This is a genomic window from Rhodopirellula sp. UH5 (assembly GCF_056839225.1).
The window spans coordinates 7,489,882-7,506,862 of the sequence record NZ_CM166390.1 but is presented as its reverse complement, the minus strand read 5'-3'; the positions used below and the strand labels follow the sequence as shown (position 1 = coordinate 7,506,862).

At 57.8% G+C, this 16,981-nt stretch carries 13 protein-coding genes; 6 read left to right on the top strand and 7 right to left on the bottom strand.

Features of this window, described 5'->3' with window-relative positions; all coding sequences use genetic code 11:
* The first annotated feature begins 378 nt into the window (after window positions 1-378).
* Window positions 379-3,000: a diguanylate cyclase gene (locus UH5x_RS26960; RefSeq protein ID WP_482634269.1), complete on the top strand. Its 2,622-nt coding sequence runs from the start codon at window positions 379-381 to the stop codon at window positions 2,998-3,000.
* On the opposite strand, the gene UH5x_RS26955 is transcribed toward UH5x_RS26960, so the two are convergent.
* Window positions 2,997-4,544: an NAD(P)/FAD-dependent oxidoreductase gene (locus UH5x_RS26955; protein WP_482634268.1), complete on the bottom strand. Its 1,548-nt coding sequence runs from the start codon at window positions 4,542-4,544 to the stop codon at window positions 2,997-2,999. The genes UH5x_RS26960 and UH5x_RS26955 overlap by 4 nt on opposite strands.
* Window positions 4,537-5,502, bottom strand: a complete 966-nt coding sequence (locus UH5x_RS26950) for a Fe-S oxidoreductase (protein ID WP_482634267.1) — start codon at window positions 5,500-5,502, stop codon at window positions 4,537-4,539. Before UH5x_RS26950 ends, UH5x_RS26955 begins: the two co-directional genes overlap by 8 nt.
* Window positions 5,503-5,592: 90 nt before the next feature.
* Between UH5x_RS26950 and UH5x_RS26945 the strand changes: the two genes are divergently transcribed.
* From UH5x_RS26945 to UH5x_RS26925, 5 genes are all read left to right on the top strand, one after another.
* The gene (locus tag UH5x_RS26945) at window positions 5,593-6,570 is read left to right on the top strand and encodes a hypothetical protein (protein ID WP_047817248.1); all 978 of its coding nucleotides are present in this window, start codon (window positions 5,593-5,595) and stop codon (window positions 6,568-6,570) included.
* A gap of 318 nt (window positions 6,571-6,888) precedes the next feature.
* Window positions 6,889-7,125, top strand: a complete 237-nt coding sequence (locus UH5x_RS26940; RefSeq protein ID WP_047817272.1) for a hypothetical protein — start codon at window positions 6,889-6,891, stop codon at window positions 7,123-7,125.
* 278 nt (window positions 7,126-7,403) lie between these two features.
* Window positions 7,404-7,784: a hypothetical protein gene (locus tag UH5x_RS26935; RefSeq protein WP_482634266.1), complete on the top strand. Its 381-nt coding sequence runs from the start codon at window positions 7,404-7,406 to the stop codon at window positions 7,782-7,784.
* 118 nt (window positions 7,785-7,902) lie between these two features.
* Window positions 7,903-8,904 (top strand): calcium/sodium antiporter, encoded by a 1,002-nt coding sequence (locus UH5x_RS26930; RefSeq protein WP_482634265.1) that lies wholly within the window; start codon window positions 7,903-7,905, stop codon window positions 8,902-8,904.
* A complete protein-coding gene (locus UH5x_RS26925) occupies window positions 8,901-10,574 on the top strand; it encodes an FAD-dependent oxidoreductase (protein WP_482634264.1) in 1,674 nt (557 codons plus the stop codon). The genes UH5x_RS26930 and UH5x_RS26925 overlap by 4 nt, the downstream gene beginning before the upstream one ends.
* Before the next feature lie 143 nt (window positions 10,575-10,717).
* Here the strand turns inward: UH5x_RS26925 and UH5x_RS26920 are convergent, their stop codons facing one another.
* From UH5x_RS26920 to UH5x_RS26900, 5 genes are all read right to left on the bottom strand, one after another.
* The gene (locus UH5x_RS26920; protein WP_150122707.1) at window positions 10,718-11,425 is read right to left on the bottom strand and encodes a polyprenol monophosphomannose synthase; all 708 of its coding nucleotides are present in this window, start codon (window positions 11,423-11,425) and stop codon (window positions 10,718-10,720) included.
* Between the two features lie 77 nt (window positions 11,426-11,502).
* The gene (locus tag UH5x_RS26915) at window positions 11,503-12,624 is read right to left on the bottom strand and encodes a hypothetical protein (RefSeq protein WP_047817252.1); all 1,122 of its coding nucleotides are present in this window, start codon (window positions 12,622-12,624) and stop codon (window positions 11,503-11,505) included.
* A gap of 264 nt (window positions 12,625-12,888) precedes the next feature.
* The gene (locus UH5x_RS26910; RefSeq protein WP_047817253.1) at window positions 12,889-13,548 is read right to left on the bottom strand and encodes a hypothetical protein; all 660 of its coding nucleotides are present in this window, start codon (window positions 13,546-13,548) and stop codon (window positions 12,889-12,891) included.
* Window positions 13,549-13,730: 182 nt separating this feature from the next.
* A complete protein-coding gene (gene lepA, locus UH5x_RS26905; RefSeq protein ID WP_482634263.1) occupies window positions 13,731-15,545 on the bottom strand; it encodes a translation elongation factor 4 in 1,815 nt (604 codons plus the stop codon).
* A 192-nt stretch (window positions 15,546-15,737) separates the two neighbouring features.
* The gene (locus UH5x_RS26900) at window positions 15,738-16,736 is read right to left on the bottom strand and encodes an ROK family protein (protein WP_482634262.1); all 999 of its coding nucleotides are present in this window, start codon (window positions 16,734-16,736) and stop codon (window positions 15,738-15,740) included.
* Between the last annotated feature and the right edge of the window lie 245 nt (window positions 16,737-16,981).

The following is a 16,981-nucleotide window of genomic DNA, read 5'->3' as shown; positions in this document are numbered from 1 at the left end:
GCTGATACGCAGGTGTCATCGGGGATGTGAGCCGTTGGCGTGAGCCACGGTTTTCACGCGCAACCGGGGCGAACGCCCAAACGGCTCACATGGTTGTGCCCGATCATTCCATCCGACCTGCTTAGCACCTTCCGAGCAGTTGTTACCAAGCGATCAATCCGGTTACCCGGCCAAATCGTTAGCAACGTCAAAACTTTTTCACGCCAGTACAGTTGATCACCACTCATCACCGGTGTGACACGTTTCATGGCGAAGACTTATCCAAAGGGAATTCCCTCACTGTTTTTCCACGGTCGACGGACCGTGCTTCGTCGCCTGCATGCGGCGGTGCAGTTGGGAATTTGACGTCAACCATCCCTCCTTCGATCGATCTCCTTTTTGTTCCAGGCCGTTTTCGCATCGCTTCGACTCGCCTTCGCACTTGTGTGCGTCGGATTGGGTCTCATCCTCGGAGCTCAGTGGCTCGGGTTCATCCCCGATTCACGGCTGGCCGAGGAAACTGCGCGCCGAAAATTCTGCGAAACCGTTGCAATCGCCTCCATCGACGACATTCGGCAACACCGCTGGTCCAAACTGAACACGACCCTGGAAGCTCTGGTCCGTCAAAATGACGCCTTGCTTTCCGGAGGCCTGCGAACCGAGAGCGGAACCCTTCAAGCCGCCACCAGACATCACCGTCTTTGTTGGAAAAGAACAGCGACCGCCGCTGCCCCAAAAGACGTGAACGTGGCCAAGTCGCCGCCTGTCGACGCTACCGCACATGACTCTGTCCTGTTCCTATCAGATGCCCCCGAAACCACCGAAGTAGTTCCTTCGTGGGTCGAACCCAGTGAACCGGTTTCGCGCGATGCCACGGCCGAACTGGATGGCGAAATCATCCGGTTGGATATCCCAATCACGGTCCAAGACCGGACATGGGGCACCCTGGAATTCACTTTCAAAACCAATGCCACAGGTCTGTTCGGAAACCTGCTGGACCAAGGCATCCTGCGTCTGCTGATCTTCTTCGCTGTGATCGGCATGGGATCGTACTCGTTCCTGATGATGCGAATCCTGGGCGTGTTTTCAAAAACGCAAGTGGTTCCAGAACGCGTCCGTCAAGCACTCGACACCCTTGCCGAAGGTCTCCTGGTTCTCGACAAAGATGGCAAGATCATCTTGGCCAATGACAACTTCCTGAGTACCAACGGCTTTGAACCCGAAGAACTACAAAAACGTTTGGCCGCTGATTTGCCCTGGGTCTTCAACACCGACGACAAAGACGCCGACATTGAATTGCCCTGGACGGAAGCCATCAGCCAACGCAAATCCGTGGTCGGGGAAATTCTTCGCCTGACCGGTCGGGATGGGGTGCACCGTGTCTTCAGCGTCAACGCCGGACCGATCGGTGAAGACGAAACGCGAAAGGGAGCCCTGGTCACCTTCCAGGATGTCACCCACGTGGAGAAGCATCGTCTCGAACTCGAGAACATGCTTTCGATGTTGCGTTTGAGCAAAGACGAAATTCAAAAGAAGAATCAAGAACTCGAAATTCTCGCAACGCGAGACGCACTGACAGGCTGTCTCAATCGCCGTGCATTCTTTGAACGCATGGAAACCATGCTCGTTGACTATCGCAGCGCAGGACGTCCCCTGTCCTGCTTCATGGTCGACATTGACCACTTCAAAAGCGTCAATGACACCTACGGTCACCACACCGGCGACGATGTGCTGCGGAAAGTCTCCAAGGTTCTGCGCGACCTTCACGAAGAAAACCAAGTCGTCTGCCGTTACGGGGGCGAAGAGTTCTGCGTGATGTTGCCGGGGCACGATCTCGACGAAGCAATGGAACAATCCGAGCGGACTCGATTGGCGATCATGAACATTCGCCTGGACGATCCGGAATCACTCCGATTGACCGCTTCTCTGGGTGTCAGTGAGCTCCAATTTGGTGCCACCGATGTGCAATCGCTGATCAACCAAGCCGACAACTGCCTCTACGTCGCCAAACGCGGCGGCCGGAATCAATCCGTCCCGTTTGATCCTGATCGCGTGGACGTTCTCGGTGAAGAAGCGTCTCAGCCAGATGATGTTGCTGACCCCGATTTGGTCAGTCTCCCGTTCCATGCCGTGACGGCATTGGTTTCGGCGTTGGCCTATCGCGATCCATCGACGGCAGAACACAGTCGACGAGTGGCCAACCTCTGTGTTCAAGCCGCCGATGGTCTCGTTTGCCAACGGGACATTTACGTCCTGGAAATTGCCGCGTTGCTACACGACATTGGAAAAATCGGTGTTCCGGATGATGTCCTGCACAAACCCGGACCGCTGACGGACGACGAATGGAAGATCATGCGGCGTCACAACACCATCGGGCTCGACATGGTTGCTGGCACGTTCCATTGCCCGGAACTCGAACGTATCATCCGCGCTCATCATGCGATCAGCGACCGGGGGGTGGAAGTGGCGCATCACCTGAAACTGGACGAACTTCCAATCGAAGCTCGAATCCTCACCATTGCCGACACCTACGACTCCATCGTTTCCGATCATGCCTATCGCCGAGGCCGCCCACACTCGTTCGCCGCGATCGAACTTCGACGGTGCGCAGGCAAGCAATTCGATGCCCAATTGGTGAAGCATTTCCTCACCAAAATCGAAGCTGACGTCAAAGAGAGCTCGCTCGGTGTGCCAACCTCCACCGGAATTGCGTTTGCCGTTCCCAAGCAGACGGCACTCAAAATCGGTCAGCAAATCGAACGCATCGCGGAAGCCATGGACGCGCAAAACCTGACCGACCTGCGAGACCTAGCCAGGGATCTGTCCGTCATCGCGGATGCCAGCTACCTGACCCCCATCGTCGACTCCGCAAAACAAATCGAAGAAGCGGCCTCGAGAGGCGAAACCGTCGAGTGGATCACACTGCTTCGACAAACTCAAAAGCTTCTCGACCTTTGCCGGGCCACCCAAAACGCCCACCTCATCGAAATCGAACAAGAGGAAACACTGTTCTTCAACTAACGTTTCGCTTCGCCGGTGTACCGATACCGACCACGAACTCGAGGATCCAGCAACCCAGCGTTCTGGAACGGTTGCAGACGAGGTTGCAACCATCGCCACAATTCCGCGTCCAAGACATCGTTCGCTAGCTGACACTGTGTCGCCGCGATCAACCGACAAAACGGTTCGTCGTCGCACAGCCACAAAGTGGAATGAACGTTGCCACCGGATGCTAAAAACTCCTCCGAGGCAATCGCGGAGGCAAAGTACAGCATCGAAACGGCTTCAAAACGCGACATCGTTGACAGACTTTGATAGCACATCGAAACCAAAGCATCGATCTGCAGCACCTCGCGTTCGACCGTGGTCGCATAGCGATCGAGCAACTCACGTCGTCGCGATGACTCGCTCAGCAAGGCGTCCGCCAACCTGGCCACGCCGATCAATCCATGCGCAATCCCTGTGCTGTGCAGCGGATCAATCGTCGCCACCGCCGTGGGCATCGTGACGTAATTCCGATTCCTGACTGGCAACTGCATCCGCTGGACTCGGTCCACTGATATCCAATGGGGCGTCGCTTCGCAAAACGTCGCCCCTCGCATCAGTGTTTGCAGACTGGGATACCGTCGCCAACTCGTTGAGTCACGCGTCCCCGACACAACCTCGCCGGAACTCGCCCCCGTTGGCTGAGTCCAACCGACGCTGGTGACGCCGTGATCCATCCGCAACATCCACATCCACCCTTCCGCGGTCAAATGGTGCTGCGCCGCATCATCGGGATCAAACGGCTCGTCCTCACGCAACTGCCCGGTTTTGCGCAGTTCCTCCGTCCAAGATCCAACCTCGCGAAAGTGTGCAAAGACACTCCGCGTGCTCGTCTGCAATCGCTCATCAACGCGTCGCACCCCGATCGACTGGGACAATGAGTCTGGCAACACACCAAACCGCCCCGAAGCGTTGACCAACCATTGCGCCGAGAGGCTCTGCGTCTTCCCGCTGGTTCGGTCCCCCGATCGATCACACAGCGTCAGCTGAATGGGTTCGCCCAGCGTCGCGTCGACCACCTCGGTTCGCTCACGGCAATCAGCCCCCGCACGAACGGCTCGCTCGATGAAGAAGGAGTCCAAGTCACTTCTCAGCCACTGCGTGTCAGACCAAGTGTCGCTCGGACTTGCCGTGACCAACAAACTATTTCCGCAATCGTTTTCCAACGTTTCATTGCGATCATGAAACTCACGCCCCGCATCACTGGGCGACGACGCGTCACCGTGGTGGTAGTAGCTGAAACCTCGCTTCTTTCCACAACGCAAATTCGGAAACGCGTCCTTCCAAGTCGGATACGTCGACAACGCTCGCAGCTCGGGCATGCCGTATTGATCGGCAAGCTGGCGCAAGACCAAGTCGGCCATCGGGGTGCTGGATTCACCGATCGCAAAACGCCCGAAACGCTCCCGCTCGATCAGCAACACACGGACGCCACGCGAGGCCAAAACCCAAGCCAGCAGCCCACCAGAAAAGCCACCACCCAAAATCGCGACATCATAATTCGCGGGAGAGTCAGACATCTTGCGTTCCAGCAGTTGGCGATTCACCCGAATCTTGATTGGCAGACTCAGGCAACTCCGGAGCCATCCCCCAAGTGTCCAAAGTCAACACCGGACCATGATCGAAACGAGAATCGTTTTCGAGAGCATTCATGACCGTCTGCATCTCCTTTCGAGTCGGCGGATGAAAACGGCCCTCGCGAGCCAAGCGGTCCATGAAACCGTTGCCGGTTCGACAGGGCAACACACTGATGTGACGTGCTCCCGCTGCGGCCGCGAATCGCGCCGACAAGATGGTCCATGCGTACGCTTCCGCGGGAGCCAACCACGGCAGTCCATGGATCAGGAACACACGCAAATCAATGGAGGCGTCTTTCAAGTGTTGTGCAAATTGAAAAAATTGCCCCGGGCGAAGTCGTTTGTTCAATCGATCCAACATCCGCGGCGCGATGCATTCCAGCCCCACCGCGATTTCCAGTTTCCCGCGCAAACGTTTCGCGAATTCATACAGGCGTCGTGTGCCAATCAATGGATGGTTCTCCACCACCACTCGATCAAAGGGCTCGCAAAGCTTCGCAATCGTGTCATCGTCTGTCGACGGCGTGGTGCGAGGATCGAAGAAATTCCCGCTGTTGTACAGCTTGATTGTGCCTCCGGGTTCATGTCCGGTCTGCTCTCGCCACTCTCGCAAACCAAACCGAATTTGATTGGGCAGGGCTGTTGGCGGAGTCGGCTGATCCAGCGTGTTCCGCCATAAATCACACATGCTGCAGTGCAGCGAGCACTCCGACGACGCCAGCAACAAAGTCAGCACCCGCGTCATTTGGGGCAACCGGCCTGGGTGGCGTTCGACAGGTTCCAGTTCCACGAACACCGAATTGGGCCGATTGGCATCCCGGTTGCGACGCTCCAAGGACGTGGCGCTAACCTCGCCTCGCGACGCCAGCACTTCTTGTGGTGACGGTTTGACAAACAACATCGGTCCCCTGCGTGTCATGGAATTGATCTTGATCCAGTCCACCACAGATTGATACCCCCAACAAGATCACGCTTTTACAGACGGGATACCATGATCCGACTTCTCAACAACGTTTTTCAACCTCAGCACGCTCCTCCACTCTTTGGGACCTTGTTTGTGTTGGTCGGTGTATGGACGCTGGTTTCGTCCGAATCCGCTCGCGCCCAACAAGCGTTGCCTTTCCGGCCGATCGGGTCCCCCAGTGCCGTCGACCAAACCGAGACGGCTCGCCGGCAACGCGCCTCACAGAACACGGTGGTGAGACCAACCTCCTTCCGTTCGCCTCAGACGCCGGTCTACGATCCCAATGTGCGCCAAGTCGCCATGCAGTCGGGCGGTTTTGATCTTCCCGGCGACATCGGCGGCCCACAAACCTTCACGCCACCAGCCGGTTCCCAGCCCGTTCAATCGCAACCATCGTTTGGCGTGCCGCCCAGTGTTGGCAATTCACAACCAGGCTTTGGCAGTTCGGCACCCGTCCCTTCGCCTCCCTCGGGAATGTCTGCGCCAACTGGCGGTGTCCCAACGCAAGGTCGGTCTCTGCCAGCCCCCACTGCGGTTCCCAACGATGTCCTGGGTGGGAATCCCACCTTCGCTCCCAATCGAATCGGTCCACCACCCTCGGACTACGCTCCCGTGCCACCACCTCAACTGAGCAACGGTGGCTACGCAACGATGAGCAACTGCGCCTTGATCTCGGCTCCAAGTGAATACTCGGCGATGAGTCCCTATTCCGGCTACGGATACGGGCAAGGGTGTGCTGCTCCCGGTGGTGTTGCTCCGGTCGGCTACATCGCTCCCCCCGCTCAAATCGCTGCTCCCGCGGCCATCCCGGCCACCGCTTATCCTGTCGGATCCACCGTCCCTCCCGTCGCATCCACCACGCTGAATGCTGGCCCCGCGGGTGCATTGATTGACTTTGGACAAGGCGCCAATGCCGTTCAGGTGGGTCCTGGACTTTGGGGCCAACCAGTCGCCTACGTCCCCGGTCAAGGTTTCCGAAACTGGTTGCGTTACTTTTCTTTCTAAGACATCCACGCAGCAACATCCCATCCGCATCGAGCCGCCCGCATCGAGCCATTCGCATCAACGGTTCAACCCGAATCGACCGGAGCAACCCGACCCGCCACCCCGGCTTTTCGGTCGGGCCCACAGGAAGCCATCCAGGCGGGATCGCGATCGTTCGATGAATTGCTGTAGGGTCGCCTCATTCAATGATCCGACTCGCCGGCAGCTTGCTCTTCCACCCCCTCCCCAGCAACGCCGCCCTCCCAATCCGTGTCTCTCGTATTTGTCAGGACCGATCCGATGCGCACCTCCTCCCTGCGCGTATGCTCGTTCGCCGGCGTGTCCACGCTGATTCTGCTCACCAGCCTGTCCGCTGGCTGTCGCGGCCGTGGTTTCTTGCCCGCGCCAGGAACGATGAACGAACAGCAAGCCAACGCGATTGTGCATGACCCGTACCCCCTGACCGACATCGGCCCGAACGATCAGGGCAGCCGGCCGCCGAGCTACCAGCAACCCTTGCCAGGACCGGTTCGAAATCGCATGAGCGCTGACGCAATGCCTTGGCTCGGCCGCTAGCCCCCCACCAGGGAGAGACAGCGTCTCAAATTGCACGCTGACTGCAGTCATTTCGACGACACTCCAGTCGGGTCGTCTGCTGGCGACTGAGATCCCTCTCCTGATTTTCTTCGCGGAAAACACGCGTTTTCCGCCAAAAAACGCTTTCTGTGACGTTTTGGCATCGTTTGGCCCCAGGGTTGCTTTTGTTATCCGTTGAAATGAGTTTCACGCGACTTGTGAACCGATGTCGAGGAGGCATCACGCGGCGGAACAAGTTATCTACGGAGAAAAAAACAATGTCTCAATTGACCAAATGGATCGCCGTCCCTGTTCTCGCTGTCGCAGCCACCTTCATGGCAGACGCCCCAGAAGCGAGCGCCCAAGGCTTCTCGCTCAGCATTGGTACGGGCGGGTTCAGTTACGGCAACTACGGCGTGAACCGCTACGGAAGTCGTTATGGAAGCCATTACGGCAGCCACTACAATCGAGGACACCAAGCGTTCGGCCCCGTCGTTTATCCAAGCCGCTATTCGGCCGGATACCGTGGGTACACTCGTCCTCACTATGACTATCACGCCCCCGCGCTGGTTCCTCACCGCAACCACTACCACTACCAACCTGGCCACTATGATCTGCACCACGGTGGACACGGTCGTGGTCACCGCGGCCACCACTGATCTGCCCTCGGAACCGACCGCTCAATCGTCGTCTGATTGAGCCGCCTGGATCACCGAACCAACATTCAAGCGTGTCGTCTCCTTTTGCGAGACGGCACGCTTGTCTATTTTCAGCCGCATGAATGGCATCATCGCACTACAAATTCTCGGCGGCGTCCTCCTACTCTTGGTCGGAGGGGAATGGGTCGTCCGCGGCGCCTCCCGATTGGCCATCGCTGCCAAACTCAGCCCGCTGTTTGTGGGTCTGACCGTGGTTTCGCTCGGCACCAGCGCCCCTGAGATGGCCGTTTCCTTCGCCACGGCACTTCGAGGCCAAGCCGATATCACCATTGGCAACGTCGTCGGCAGCAATCTGTTCAACATGCTGATGATCGTCGGCTTCAGCGCGCTCTTTGCTCCCTTGCCGGTCGACAAACAAATCACACGCTTTGATGTGCCGGTGATGATCGCGGCAACCATCGCCATGATGCTTGCTTCGTGGAACGGAATCATCAGCCGTTGGGATGGAATCGGATTGATCCTGATCATGATCGCCTACTTCGCGATTTCATACCGGCTCGGCAAGCTGGCGGGGGAAGATGCAATCCCTGATGATCTCGAGTTGCCAGACCCATTGAAAGAAGCAACCGAATCACTGGGCCGACGTGTTGCAGTGATTCTCTGGCAATTGGTTTTGCTCAGTGCCGGCGTCGCTGCCTTGGTCTTTGGATGCGAGTTGTTTGTTGACGGGGCCGTTTCCATGGCACGTATTCTGGGTGTGTCTGAACTGGTGATCGGATTGACGATCGTTTCCGCTGGCACCTCGCTCCCCGAACTGGTCACATCCGTTGCTGCCACCATCAAAGGCGAACGCGGGATCGCCATCGGCAACGCCGTTGGCAGCACCACGCTCAACATCGTCGCGGTGCTTGGCATCACCTCCGTGATTGCTCCGAGCGGCCTGAATGTCGCTCCTGAAATCATGGGTCTCGATATGCCGCTGATGGTGATCGCAGCCATGCTCAGCTGGGTCCTGTATCGGACCGGACGAGCCATCGTTCGCTGGGAAGGCATGCTGATGATTGTGTTGTACTGCGGCTACGTCGGTTACCTCCTCCAGACCAGCGGAGCGTTCGGATGAATGCGCAGCCCCGAAGACTTCGCTACACCCGGCGGGATTTGCTGTCTTCGGTGCTCGGTGTCGGGTCCCTCGCCTGTGTGGGCTGCGATTCGCTTTCCTCCCGTTGGTCGGGTGCACTTCCATTTGCCGGTGCCTTCCTGTCGCCCAACCGAGAGATCGGGCATCGGTTGCGAGTCCCAACCTCGGAGCGATTCACGGACTCCGCGGATGCAACGCAGCGCCGCGTATCCTGTGTCATCGTCGGTGGCGGAGTCGCCGGTCTGGCTGCCGGCTACGAGCTTCTCAAGTCAGGTGTGGATGACTTCCTCGTTTTGGAATTGGAACCATCGCCCGGCGGCACTTCGCGAAGCACCCAGTACACATCCGAATCGTTCGGTTCGTTGCGTGCCCCTTGGGGAGCCCATTACTTACCACTGCCGGGCCCGGGCAACGAACCACTGCAGGCATTCTTGCGTGACTGTGGCGTGCTCGATGAACACGGTGCCGCCGCCGAACACATGCTCTGCCGCGATCCCGAAGAACGCGTCTGGGCAGACGGCCGCTGGCAATCTGGATTGCTTCCCATGCGAGACGCGACCCCCGAGGATGTCGCGCAGATCGAACGCTTTCAAACTGAGATCTCCGAGTTTGCATTGCGAACTGGCAATGACGGCAAACCTTGGTTCACTTTGCCGACCTCGCGTGGGACGGAAGATCCTGAACCGCTTTCACTCGATCAAATCTCGATGCAACAATGGATGCGAGATCGCGAATTTGATTCCCCCCGTTTACTCTGGCTGGTCGATCACTCTTGCCGCGACGACTACGGGCTCCGAGCCGATCAGACGAGTGCTTGGGCCGGGATTTTCTACTTCGCCGCGCGGTTGATCGATGCATCGCAATCGACTGATTCCGCGCCGGTGCTGACGTGGCCGGAAGGCAATGGGTTCTTGGTCGACCAGCTGGCACAACGTATCGGGGATCGCATCGAAACGAACCACGCAGTTCTTTCGATGAACGAAGACGAACCAGGCACCCAAACGCTACATGTCCTCGACACGCAAACGCAACAGTCGACCAGGATCACCGCCGAGTCCGTGATTCTTGCCGTCCCACAGTTCATTGCCTGTCGTTTGCTAGAGGACTCTTTAGGCGACACCAAGCAAGAACGAATCCATCAGGCTCGATCGTTTCAGTATGGCAGCTGGTTGGTCGCCAACATCGTGCTGAAGGATCGCCCCAAAGAAACCCATTCTTGGATGTGCTGGGACAACGTTCGCTATCAATCAACGTCTTTGGGTTATGTCAACGCCGGCCATCAAACTGGAAGCGATCATGGTGGCACCGTGATCACGTGGTACCAAGCCCTGACCGGTGACAACGCAGCGTTGACTCGAACCGAACTTCTGAACCTGACGTGGGACGAGGCCGCCGAGGTCGTGTGCAGCGATCTCGAAATCATGCACCCCGACATTCGCCAACGCATCGAGACGTTGGACATCATGGTTTGGGGGCACGCGATGATCCAGCCCACCGTTGGCAGCCGTTCCAACCCGCAACTCAAATCGGCCAGCCAACCGATTGGCAACATCCACTTCGCCGCCTCGGATCTCAGCGGCGTCGCCTTGTTCGAAGAAGCCTTTGACCACGGTCGCCGGGCGGCGCAAGCGGTCGTTGCAAGCGGGAGCTGAGCCGATGCATTCCGCTTCCGACCAAGTCGTCGCCGGATTCGCCAGAATTCGGACTGGGTTGGCTGCCGTTTGTTTCCGAATCGAATGCTTGGCGAATCCAGCGACGGCACTTGGAGACTCCGGCCCCAGCGTCCCAACCCGTCTTAGCGGACCGCCAACAACCGAAACACGGTCCAACTGCTTCGAACCGCTTCTCGCAAATTCAGTTTGCTGGTCCCGTGAACGCGTTCGGTGAACGTGATCGGAACTTCCACGCACTTGGCCCCGTCGCGATGCAGCCGCAACAAAACCTCTTGAATGAACGCGTACCCGTCGCTGGGATTGCGAGGCGGATCCAATCCGGCCAAACAACTCACCCGATAACAGCGGTACGAACCACTTGCATCGCGAACCGGCAATCGCAACAGCATTCGCGTGAACGCGTTGATCAGCCCGCTCATCACCTTGCGACGCCACGGCCAGCCGACGATCGCCCCGCCTTGGGCATAACGCGAGCCGACCACCACGTCCGCGTTCTCCTTCACGCAGGTCGCCACCAACCGAGGCAAATCCGCGGGATCGTGACTGAGATCCGCGTCCATGTTGCAGAACAAATCGAAATTGCCATCGATCGCGGCTTGCATCGCCGCGCGAATCGCACCGCCCAATCCGCGTTCGTCCTGGCGGACCTTCACCTGGATCCTGTCGCCGGCAGCGGTTTCCTCCGCGTACCGTCGTGCGATCTCTGCGGTGCCGTCGGGTGAATCATCGTCGACCACCAAACACACGGCGTGGGGCAGCGCCTCACGGATCTTGGCCAACATTGGTTTGACGTTGGCGGCTTCGTTGTAGGTGCAGATTCCAACTAAAATCCGCTGCCCCGACGCGAAGTCAGGGGCAACGGAATGAGCAGCTGTTTCGATGGCGGTTTGGGAAGTCGTTTCGATGGCTACGATTCAATCAAGAGTGCAACCGCTTCGAGATAGCGGCGAATCACGTCTGGCGACACGTCATTGAACCCAGCGGACTTGTGCCGCAGGATCGACAATTTCAGTTGTTCCACGACGTCGCTGAGGTCGTCCGGCAATTCTGGCAAACCTGCGAACGGTTGCAAAGGTGACGGAGGCGTTTCGGTCGCCAAACCAGCCTCCCCTTCTTCACGCCCCGAATCACCGAGTTTGTTCAGCTCTTCTTCCTCGCCGAAATCAGGCCCTTCGTAAGTCGGTCCCTGAACGCCGTCGGTGTCGCCGTCGTAATCTCGCGTCGTGTCGTCGCCTTGGGCGGGAGCGGTTCCCAAATCCGCATCGCTCATTTCCGGTTGGTCCTCGTCCAGATCGACGTCCATCACCTGGCTGGCGGTCGGGCGCTGCGATTCCAATTCTCCGTTGGCCTTCCAACGTTTGTCTCGCATGTTGGAAACCGACCACTTCTCCTCGACGGCTCCTTGCAACCAAAGGGCGGCGTCGTCCCAGTCCAGTGCGGCCAAGAAATGCGACCAGTACAGCCCTTCGTACTTGGGTTGATCCTCGGCAAAGCGATCGAAAACACGACGCAAACGGCCCACGTGGGGTGCAGTGACACCTCCCACCCGTGAGGCCCAAGCTTCGTCGGAATATTCCGTCGAGGGAGCTCCGGCTTCGATCAGGGCCGCTCGCCATTGGCTGATGATGCGTCCCTTTTCCCAGTTGGTCGTGCTGACCAAGCCGTTCCATCGTCCGACGAAGGGCTGTTGCAGCGCCAACAACTCCGGCGACAGATCCTGGTCGTCGGATTCCACGGGTGCGTCGGTTGCCGCAACCGCTGAAACCGCGAATTGGTTGACTTCGTCGGAGAGTTCTTCCACATCGTCGGCCAAGTCCGAAACGTCTTCGTTCAGCATCTCAGCTGTCATTGTCTCGGTGGTCGACTCCGCTGCGGCGGCAGCTTCGCCCGCAGTTTCGTCGTCCGGAACGTCTTCATAGACGTCTGACTGGGCGGTGAGATTCGATTCCACTGAATCGGGCGTGCCCAAATCATCGGCGTCGAATCGTGGCGAGTCGCTGGTCAAAGATGGGTTTTCGTCAGAATTCATGTGCAGGGATTCGCGAGGAGCGGGACGTGATTTCAGTCCGCATACGCTAACCCGCCGACCCCGTCTCGGGGAAGATTCCTGACGTCCTTTTCTGGTTTCTCAATGCCATCGCGAGTCAGACGCATCGCGTGGGGAAACCATGCGGTGTGGGAAAGATGTCGGGCTTGAACGAAGAAACGGCCCGACGAGCTCAAATGCCCGCCGTGCCGTTGTCGTTGTTCAGTGCGATTGCCAACCGGAATGTTACCTCCGGATTCCCGATCCCTACAAGTTCGGAGTCGTGTAAGGCTCGACGTCGCCCACCATGTGGAAGTGGTTGTGGTCAATGTAGACGACCTCAATCGCTTCCCGGTCACGCAGGGTGTGCGGCACGGGGTAACCGACAATGGTCGACTCGTCGAAGTAAATCGTGCACTTGTAGTGTGCATGGTGCAACTGAGCCGGTCCGATCAGCGGGTAGAACCGCGGTGGATCGATGTAGTCCGAGATCTTCTCTTTGATGATCCGCACATCGTTGCGTTGCTTTTCCCAGATCAATGGGATGCCGCCTTGAACAGGACGAGCCTGTTCGAGGGCCTGCATCACTTCATCATCGCTGGGTGGATCCAACGCGATCGGCGGACCACCTGACGTGGTCGGGCCGAGAATCGGCACGCGATCGTAGCGTTCCTTGTTGTGGAACTTCTCTTCTTGCTTGTGCTGGTAATACGGGCTCACAGGGATGGGGAACCCGAGGATCCCCAAATTGTAGTTGCTGCCGCCCAGGCCATAGCAACCTGTGCTCGTGATCACCACCATGGTGAGCAGGCACAACGTCCCGAATCGTGTGAATGTTGTGGTCATCTTGCTGGTCATCCGAGCAACCTTCCTTGGTTTCCGACTTGGCAAATCCGCACTTGAACCAATCCGCAGAGGATCATTCATTTGCGTAGTACCTGTATCGTGTCAAACTGTTCCGATCTTGCGGGTCATTCCGGAAATTCGATCGGAAAGTTTGCAAACAACAGTTTCACGCGTGGAACCCAAACCAGTTGATGGATGGCCTTTCCCTCACGATTCACCTTCCAATCGTGTGAGTCAAAGCAGCATTCAGCGGCCCTGGTTTCCTACTCGCCGTCGGTCAGAACCGCCATGAAGGCCTTCTGGCTGATCTCCACGTTGCCAACCGCCTTCATTCGCTTCTTGCCTTCCTTCTGCTTCTGCAGCAACTTGCGTTTTCGAGTGATGTCACCCCCATAACACTTGGCTGTCACGTTCTTTCGCATCGCAGGCACGGTCTCTCGAGCGATCACGCGGCTGCCGATCGCGGCTTGCACGGCCACCTCGAACATGTGCCGCTCTATCTCCGACTTCAGCTTCTTTGCCACCGCACGGCCGCGACGGTCAGCGTCGGCTCGGTGACAGACCACCGACAACGCATCGACGCGGTTGCCGTTGACCAGAATGTCCAAGCGGCACAGGTCGGCTTCTTCGTAGCCCACCATCTCGTAGTCCAGCGTTCCATAACCGCGTGTGCAGCTCTTGATGCGGTCGTGCAAATCGTAAATGACTTCCGCCAACGGGATGTCGTAAGTCAACATTGCTCGCGACGCTCCCAGAACCTCGTGAGCTTTTTGAATCCCACGTCGTTCCTGACACAGTTTCATGACTGGGCCAATGTACTCCTCCGGCACGATCACGTTGCAACGCACGATCGGTTGGCAGAACTTCTCAATGTCGCCCGGATCGGGCACATCCTGTGGCTTGTGGATGTTCTTCGTCACGCCGCGTTTATCGGTGATCTCATAGGTCACATTGGGAGCGGTCTGAACCAAATCGATGTCGGATTCCTGCTCCAATCGCTGCTGGACGATCTCCATGTGCAGCAACCCCAGAAATCCACACCGGAAACCAAACCCAAGTGCATCACTGGTTTCCGGTTCAAACTCGAAGCTCGGGTCGTTGACGGCCAATCGCTCGAGCGCATCCCGCAGTTCGCTGAAGTCCTGCCCGTCGCTGGGGAACAAACCGCAGTAAACCATGCGTTTGGGACGGTCATAGCCGGGCAGCGCTGGTGCTGGGTCGTTGCCGGCGATGCTGATCGTGTCCCCAATGTGCACATCCCCCAGACTCTTGATGTTGCAGATCAAGTAGCCCACTTGTCCGGCAACCAATTCATCACAGGGAACGCGTGCCGGCGCAAATTGGCCCAGTTCCACGACGTCATGCGTCGATCCAGCCCGCAAGAATTTGATCTTCTGACCTTTGCGGACCGTTCCTTCCATGACTCGGATGTAGGTGATGGCACCGCGGAAATCGTCGTAGTTCGAATCGAAGACCATCGCCTGCAGCACAGCGTTCGGATCGCCAGTTGGTGGCGGAACGGCTTCCACAATCGAATCGAGCAATGCCGCGACCCCTTCGCCCGTCTTGGCACTCACCCGCTTGCACTCATCCGGGTCGGTGCCCAGGGAATTCATCATTTCCTCGGCGACTTCATCTGGCCGAGCGTGAATCAAATCGATCTTGTTGATCACGGGGACGATCGTCAGGTCGTGCTCCATCGCCGCAAACGCATTTGCAACCGTTTGGGCTTCCACCCCTTGGAATGCATCGACCAACAACAGCGCTCCTTCGCAACAAGCCAACGAGCGTGAAACTTCGTACTGAAAGTCCACGTGGCCGGGAGTGTCGATCAAATTGAGTTCGTACTCCACGCCGTCTCGCTTGTACCGCATGGCGACGGCGCGAGCCTTGATGGTGATGCCGCGTTGTTGCTCCAACGCCAAGTCATCCAGCATTTGCGTTTTCTTGCCCCGGTTATCAACCGTGCCAGTGCTCTCCAACAAACGATCGGCCAACGTGCTTTTGCCGTGGTCGATGTGAGCGATGATGCAGAAGTTGCGAATGTGTTCTTGCGAACGAGAGGGTTTCGATGCCATCCGGTTTCAATTTCAATGATGGTGAATGTTCAAAACGGCAACCGGCTTTCATCCTTTGAAAACCGCGATGCAGTGTCTTGGGGCCTGACGCGACGCTGGCGTTTTGGCTCGAATCGCTGATCGGTGCGGGGTCGCAAAGGATTTCACGTCCACACAAAGACCGCTCGATCCCAGCACAACAGCATCTGCTGTTCAGGAGTCTTTCTTGCGAGCATACCCGGCGGCGCCCAAATAACCGGCTTCGTGCCCGAGCGTCGCGAATGAAATGGTCGTTCCCGCGAAGACATAGGGGAAGGTCCGTTGTCGAAATTCTTCGGTTACCCCCCCCAAAAAGCGACGCCCGATCTCACACTCGGACCCGCCAAAATTCATCGCGCCGCCCAGTGCTACATGCCCTGGGTCCAAGGTGTGAACCAAATTGGTGACTCCGATTCCCAGCCAACGAGCGGTTTCGTCAATCATCAAATTCGCGTAATCGTCACCGTTTGCCGCTGCTTCCCAGATCCGTTTGGCGGTCAACTGCGAGCTGTCCTCTCCGGTGAATTGCTGCAACGACGATTGCGGGTACTCCGGCAAACGATGCCGCGTTCGCAAAACCACCCCGCTGGCCGACGCATACGCTTCCAACTGCCCGCGGCCACCGCCCCACGCACAAAGCTGCGCATCCGGCGACGAGTCCACCACAATGTGACCGCATTCGCTGCCAAAGCTGTTGACGCCATTGACCAATTGATCCTCCACAATGATTCCACCGCCAACGCCCGTCCCCAGCGTCAACAGAACCATCGACGAGCCCTGGGAACCGCTTCCCAGCCAAAATTCACCGTACGCTGCCGCGTTGGCATCATTCAAAAACGAGATCGGCCGGCCTGTGGCTTCGGACAGTTTCTCGCACAACGGGAATTCCCACCAAGAAGGCAACTGCGGTGGTGCAACCAAAATCCCGCGGTGCAGGTCCATCGGTCCAGGGGCTCCCATGCCAATCCGCGGCACATTCCCAATCGTTTTGGTCCTCGTCTCCACTTCCCGGATCATCGTTGCCAAGCGATTCACCGCCGCTTGAGGGCCTTCGGATTCCAGCGTCGCCACCTGCTCAAAGGCGACGGTCTCACCAGCGGAATTGACCAGACCGCACTTGATGCTCGTGCCGCCAATGTCGATGCCCCAGTAGTGACGTGAATCAGTTGTCATGCAAACGTTTTGATAATGATGGGAAAGGGTCTTATTTGCTGGCCGGAAGTATAGCGAATCGCACCATTTTGGCATCAACGCTCACCATCCTTTCGCAATGGGAAGGACGCCCCCGCTAAACCTTTCCGGATGTGCCCCCAAAGAACGCTCGCAAAAATGTCGGAAGTTCCCGCTCCGGATGGGATAGGTTTTCAGCCCGGTTGGCTTCGATCTCGTCCCCCACAGGCATGCGTTGCATGCGACGG

Excerpts from the sequence above, each read along its gene's own strand:
- UH5x_RS26955 (WP_482634268.1), bottom strand. The coding sequence starts at position 4,544 with ATGTCTGACTCTCCCGCGAATTATGATGTCGCGATTTTGGGTGGTGGC.
- UH5x_RS26930 (WP_482634265.1), top strand. The coding sequence starts at position 7,903 with ATGAATGGCATCATCGCACTACAAATTCTCGGCGGCGTCCTCCTACTC.
- UH5x_RS26945 (WP_047817248.1), top strand. The coding sequence starts at position 5,593 with ATGATCCGACTTCTCAACAACGTTTTTCAACCTCAGCACGCTCCTCCA.
- UH5x_RS26910 (WP_047817253.1), bottom strand. The coding sequence starts at position 13,548 with ATGAATGATCCTCTGCGGATTGGTTCAAGTGCGGATTTGCCAAGTCGG.
- UH5x_RS26950 (WP_482634267.1), bottom strand. The coding sequence starts at position 5,502 with ATGTTGTTTGTCAAACCGTCACCACAAGAAGTGCTGGCGTCGCGAGGC.
- UH5x_RS26915 (WP_047817252.1), bottom strand. The coding sequence starts at position 12,624 with ATGAATTCTGACGAAAACCCATCTTTGACCAGCGACTCGCCACGATTC.
- UH5x_RS26925 (WP_482634264.1), top strand. The coding sequence starts at position 8,901 with ATGAATGCGCAGCCCCGAAGACTTCGCTACACCCGGCGGGATTTGCTG.
- lepA (WP_482634263.1), bottom strand. The coding sequence starts at position 15,545 with ATGGCATCGAAACCCTCTCGTTCGCAAGAACACATTCGCAACTTCTGC.
- UH5x_RS26935 (WP_482634266.1), top strand. The coding sequence starts at position 7,404 with ATGTCTCAATTGACCAAATGGATCGCCGTCCCTGTTCTCGCTGTCGCA.
- UH5x_RS26900 (WP_482634262.1), bottom strand. The coding sequence starts at position 16,736 with ATGACAACTGATTCACGTCACTACTGGGGCATCGACATTGGCGGCACG.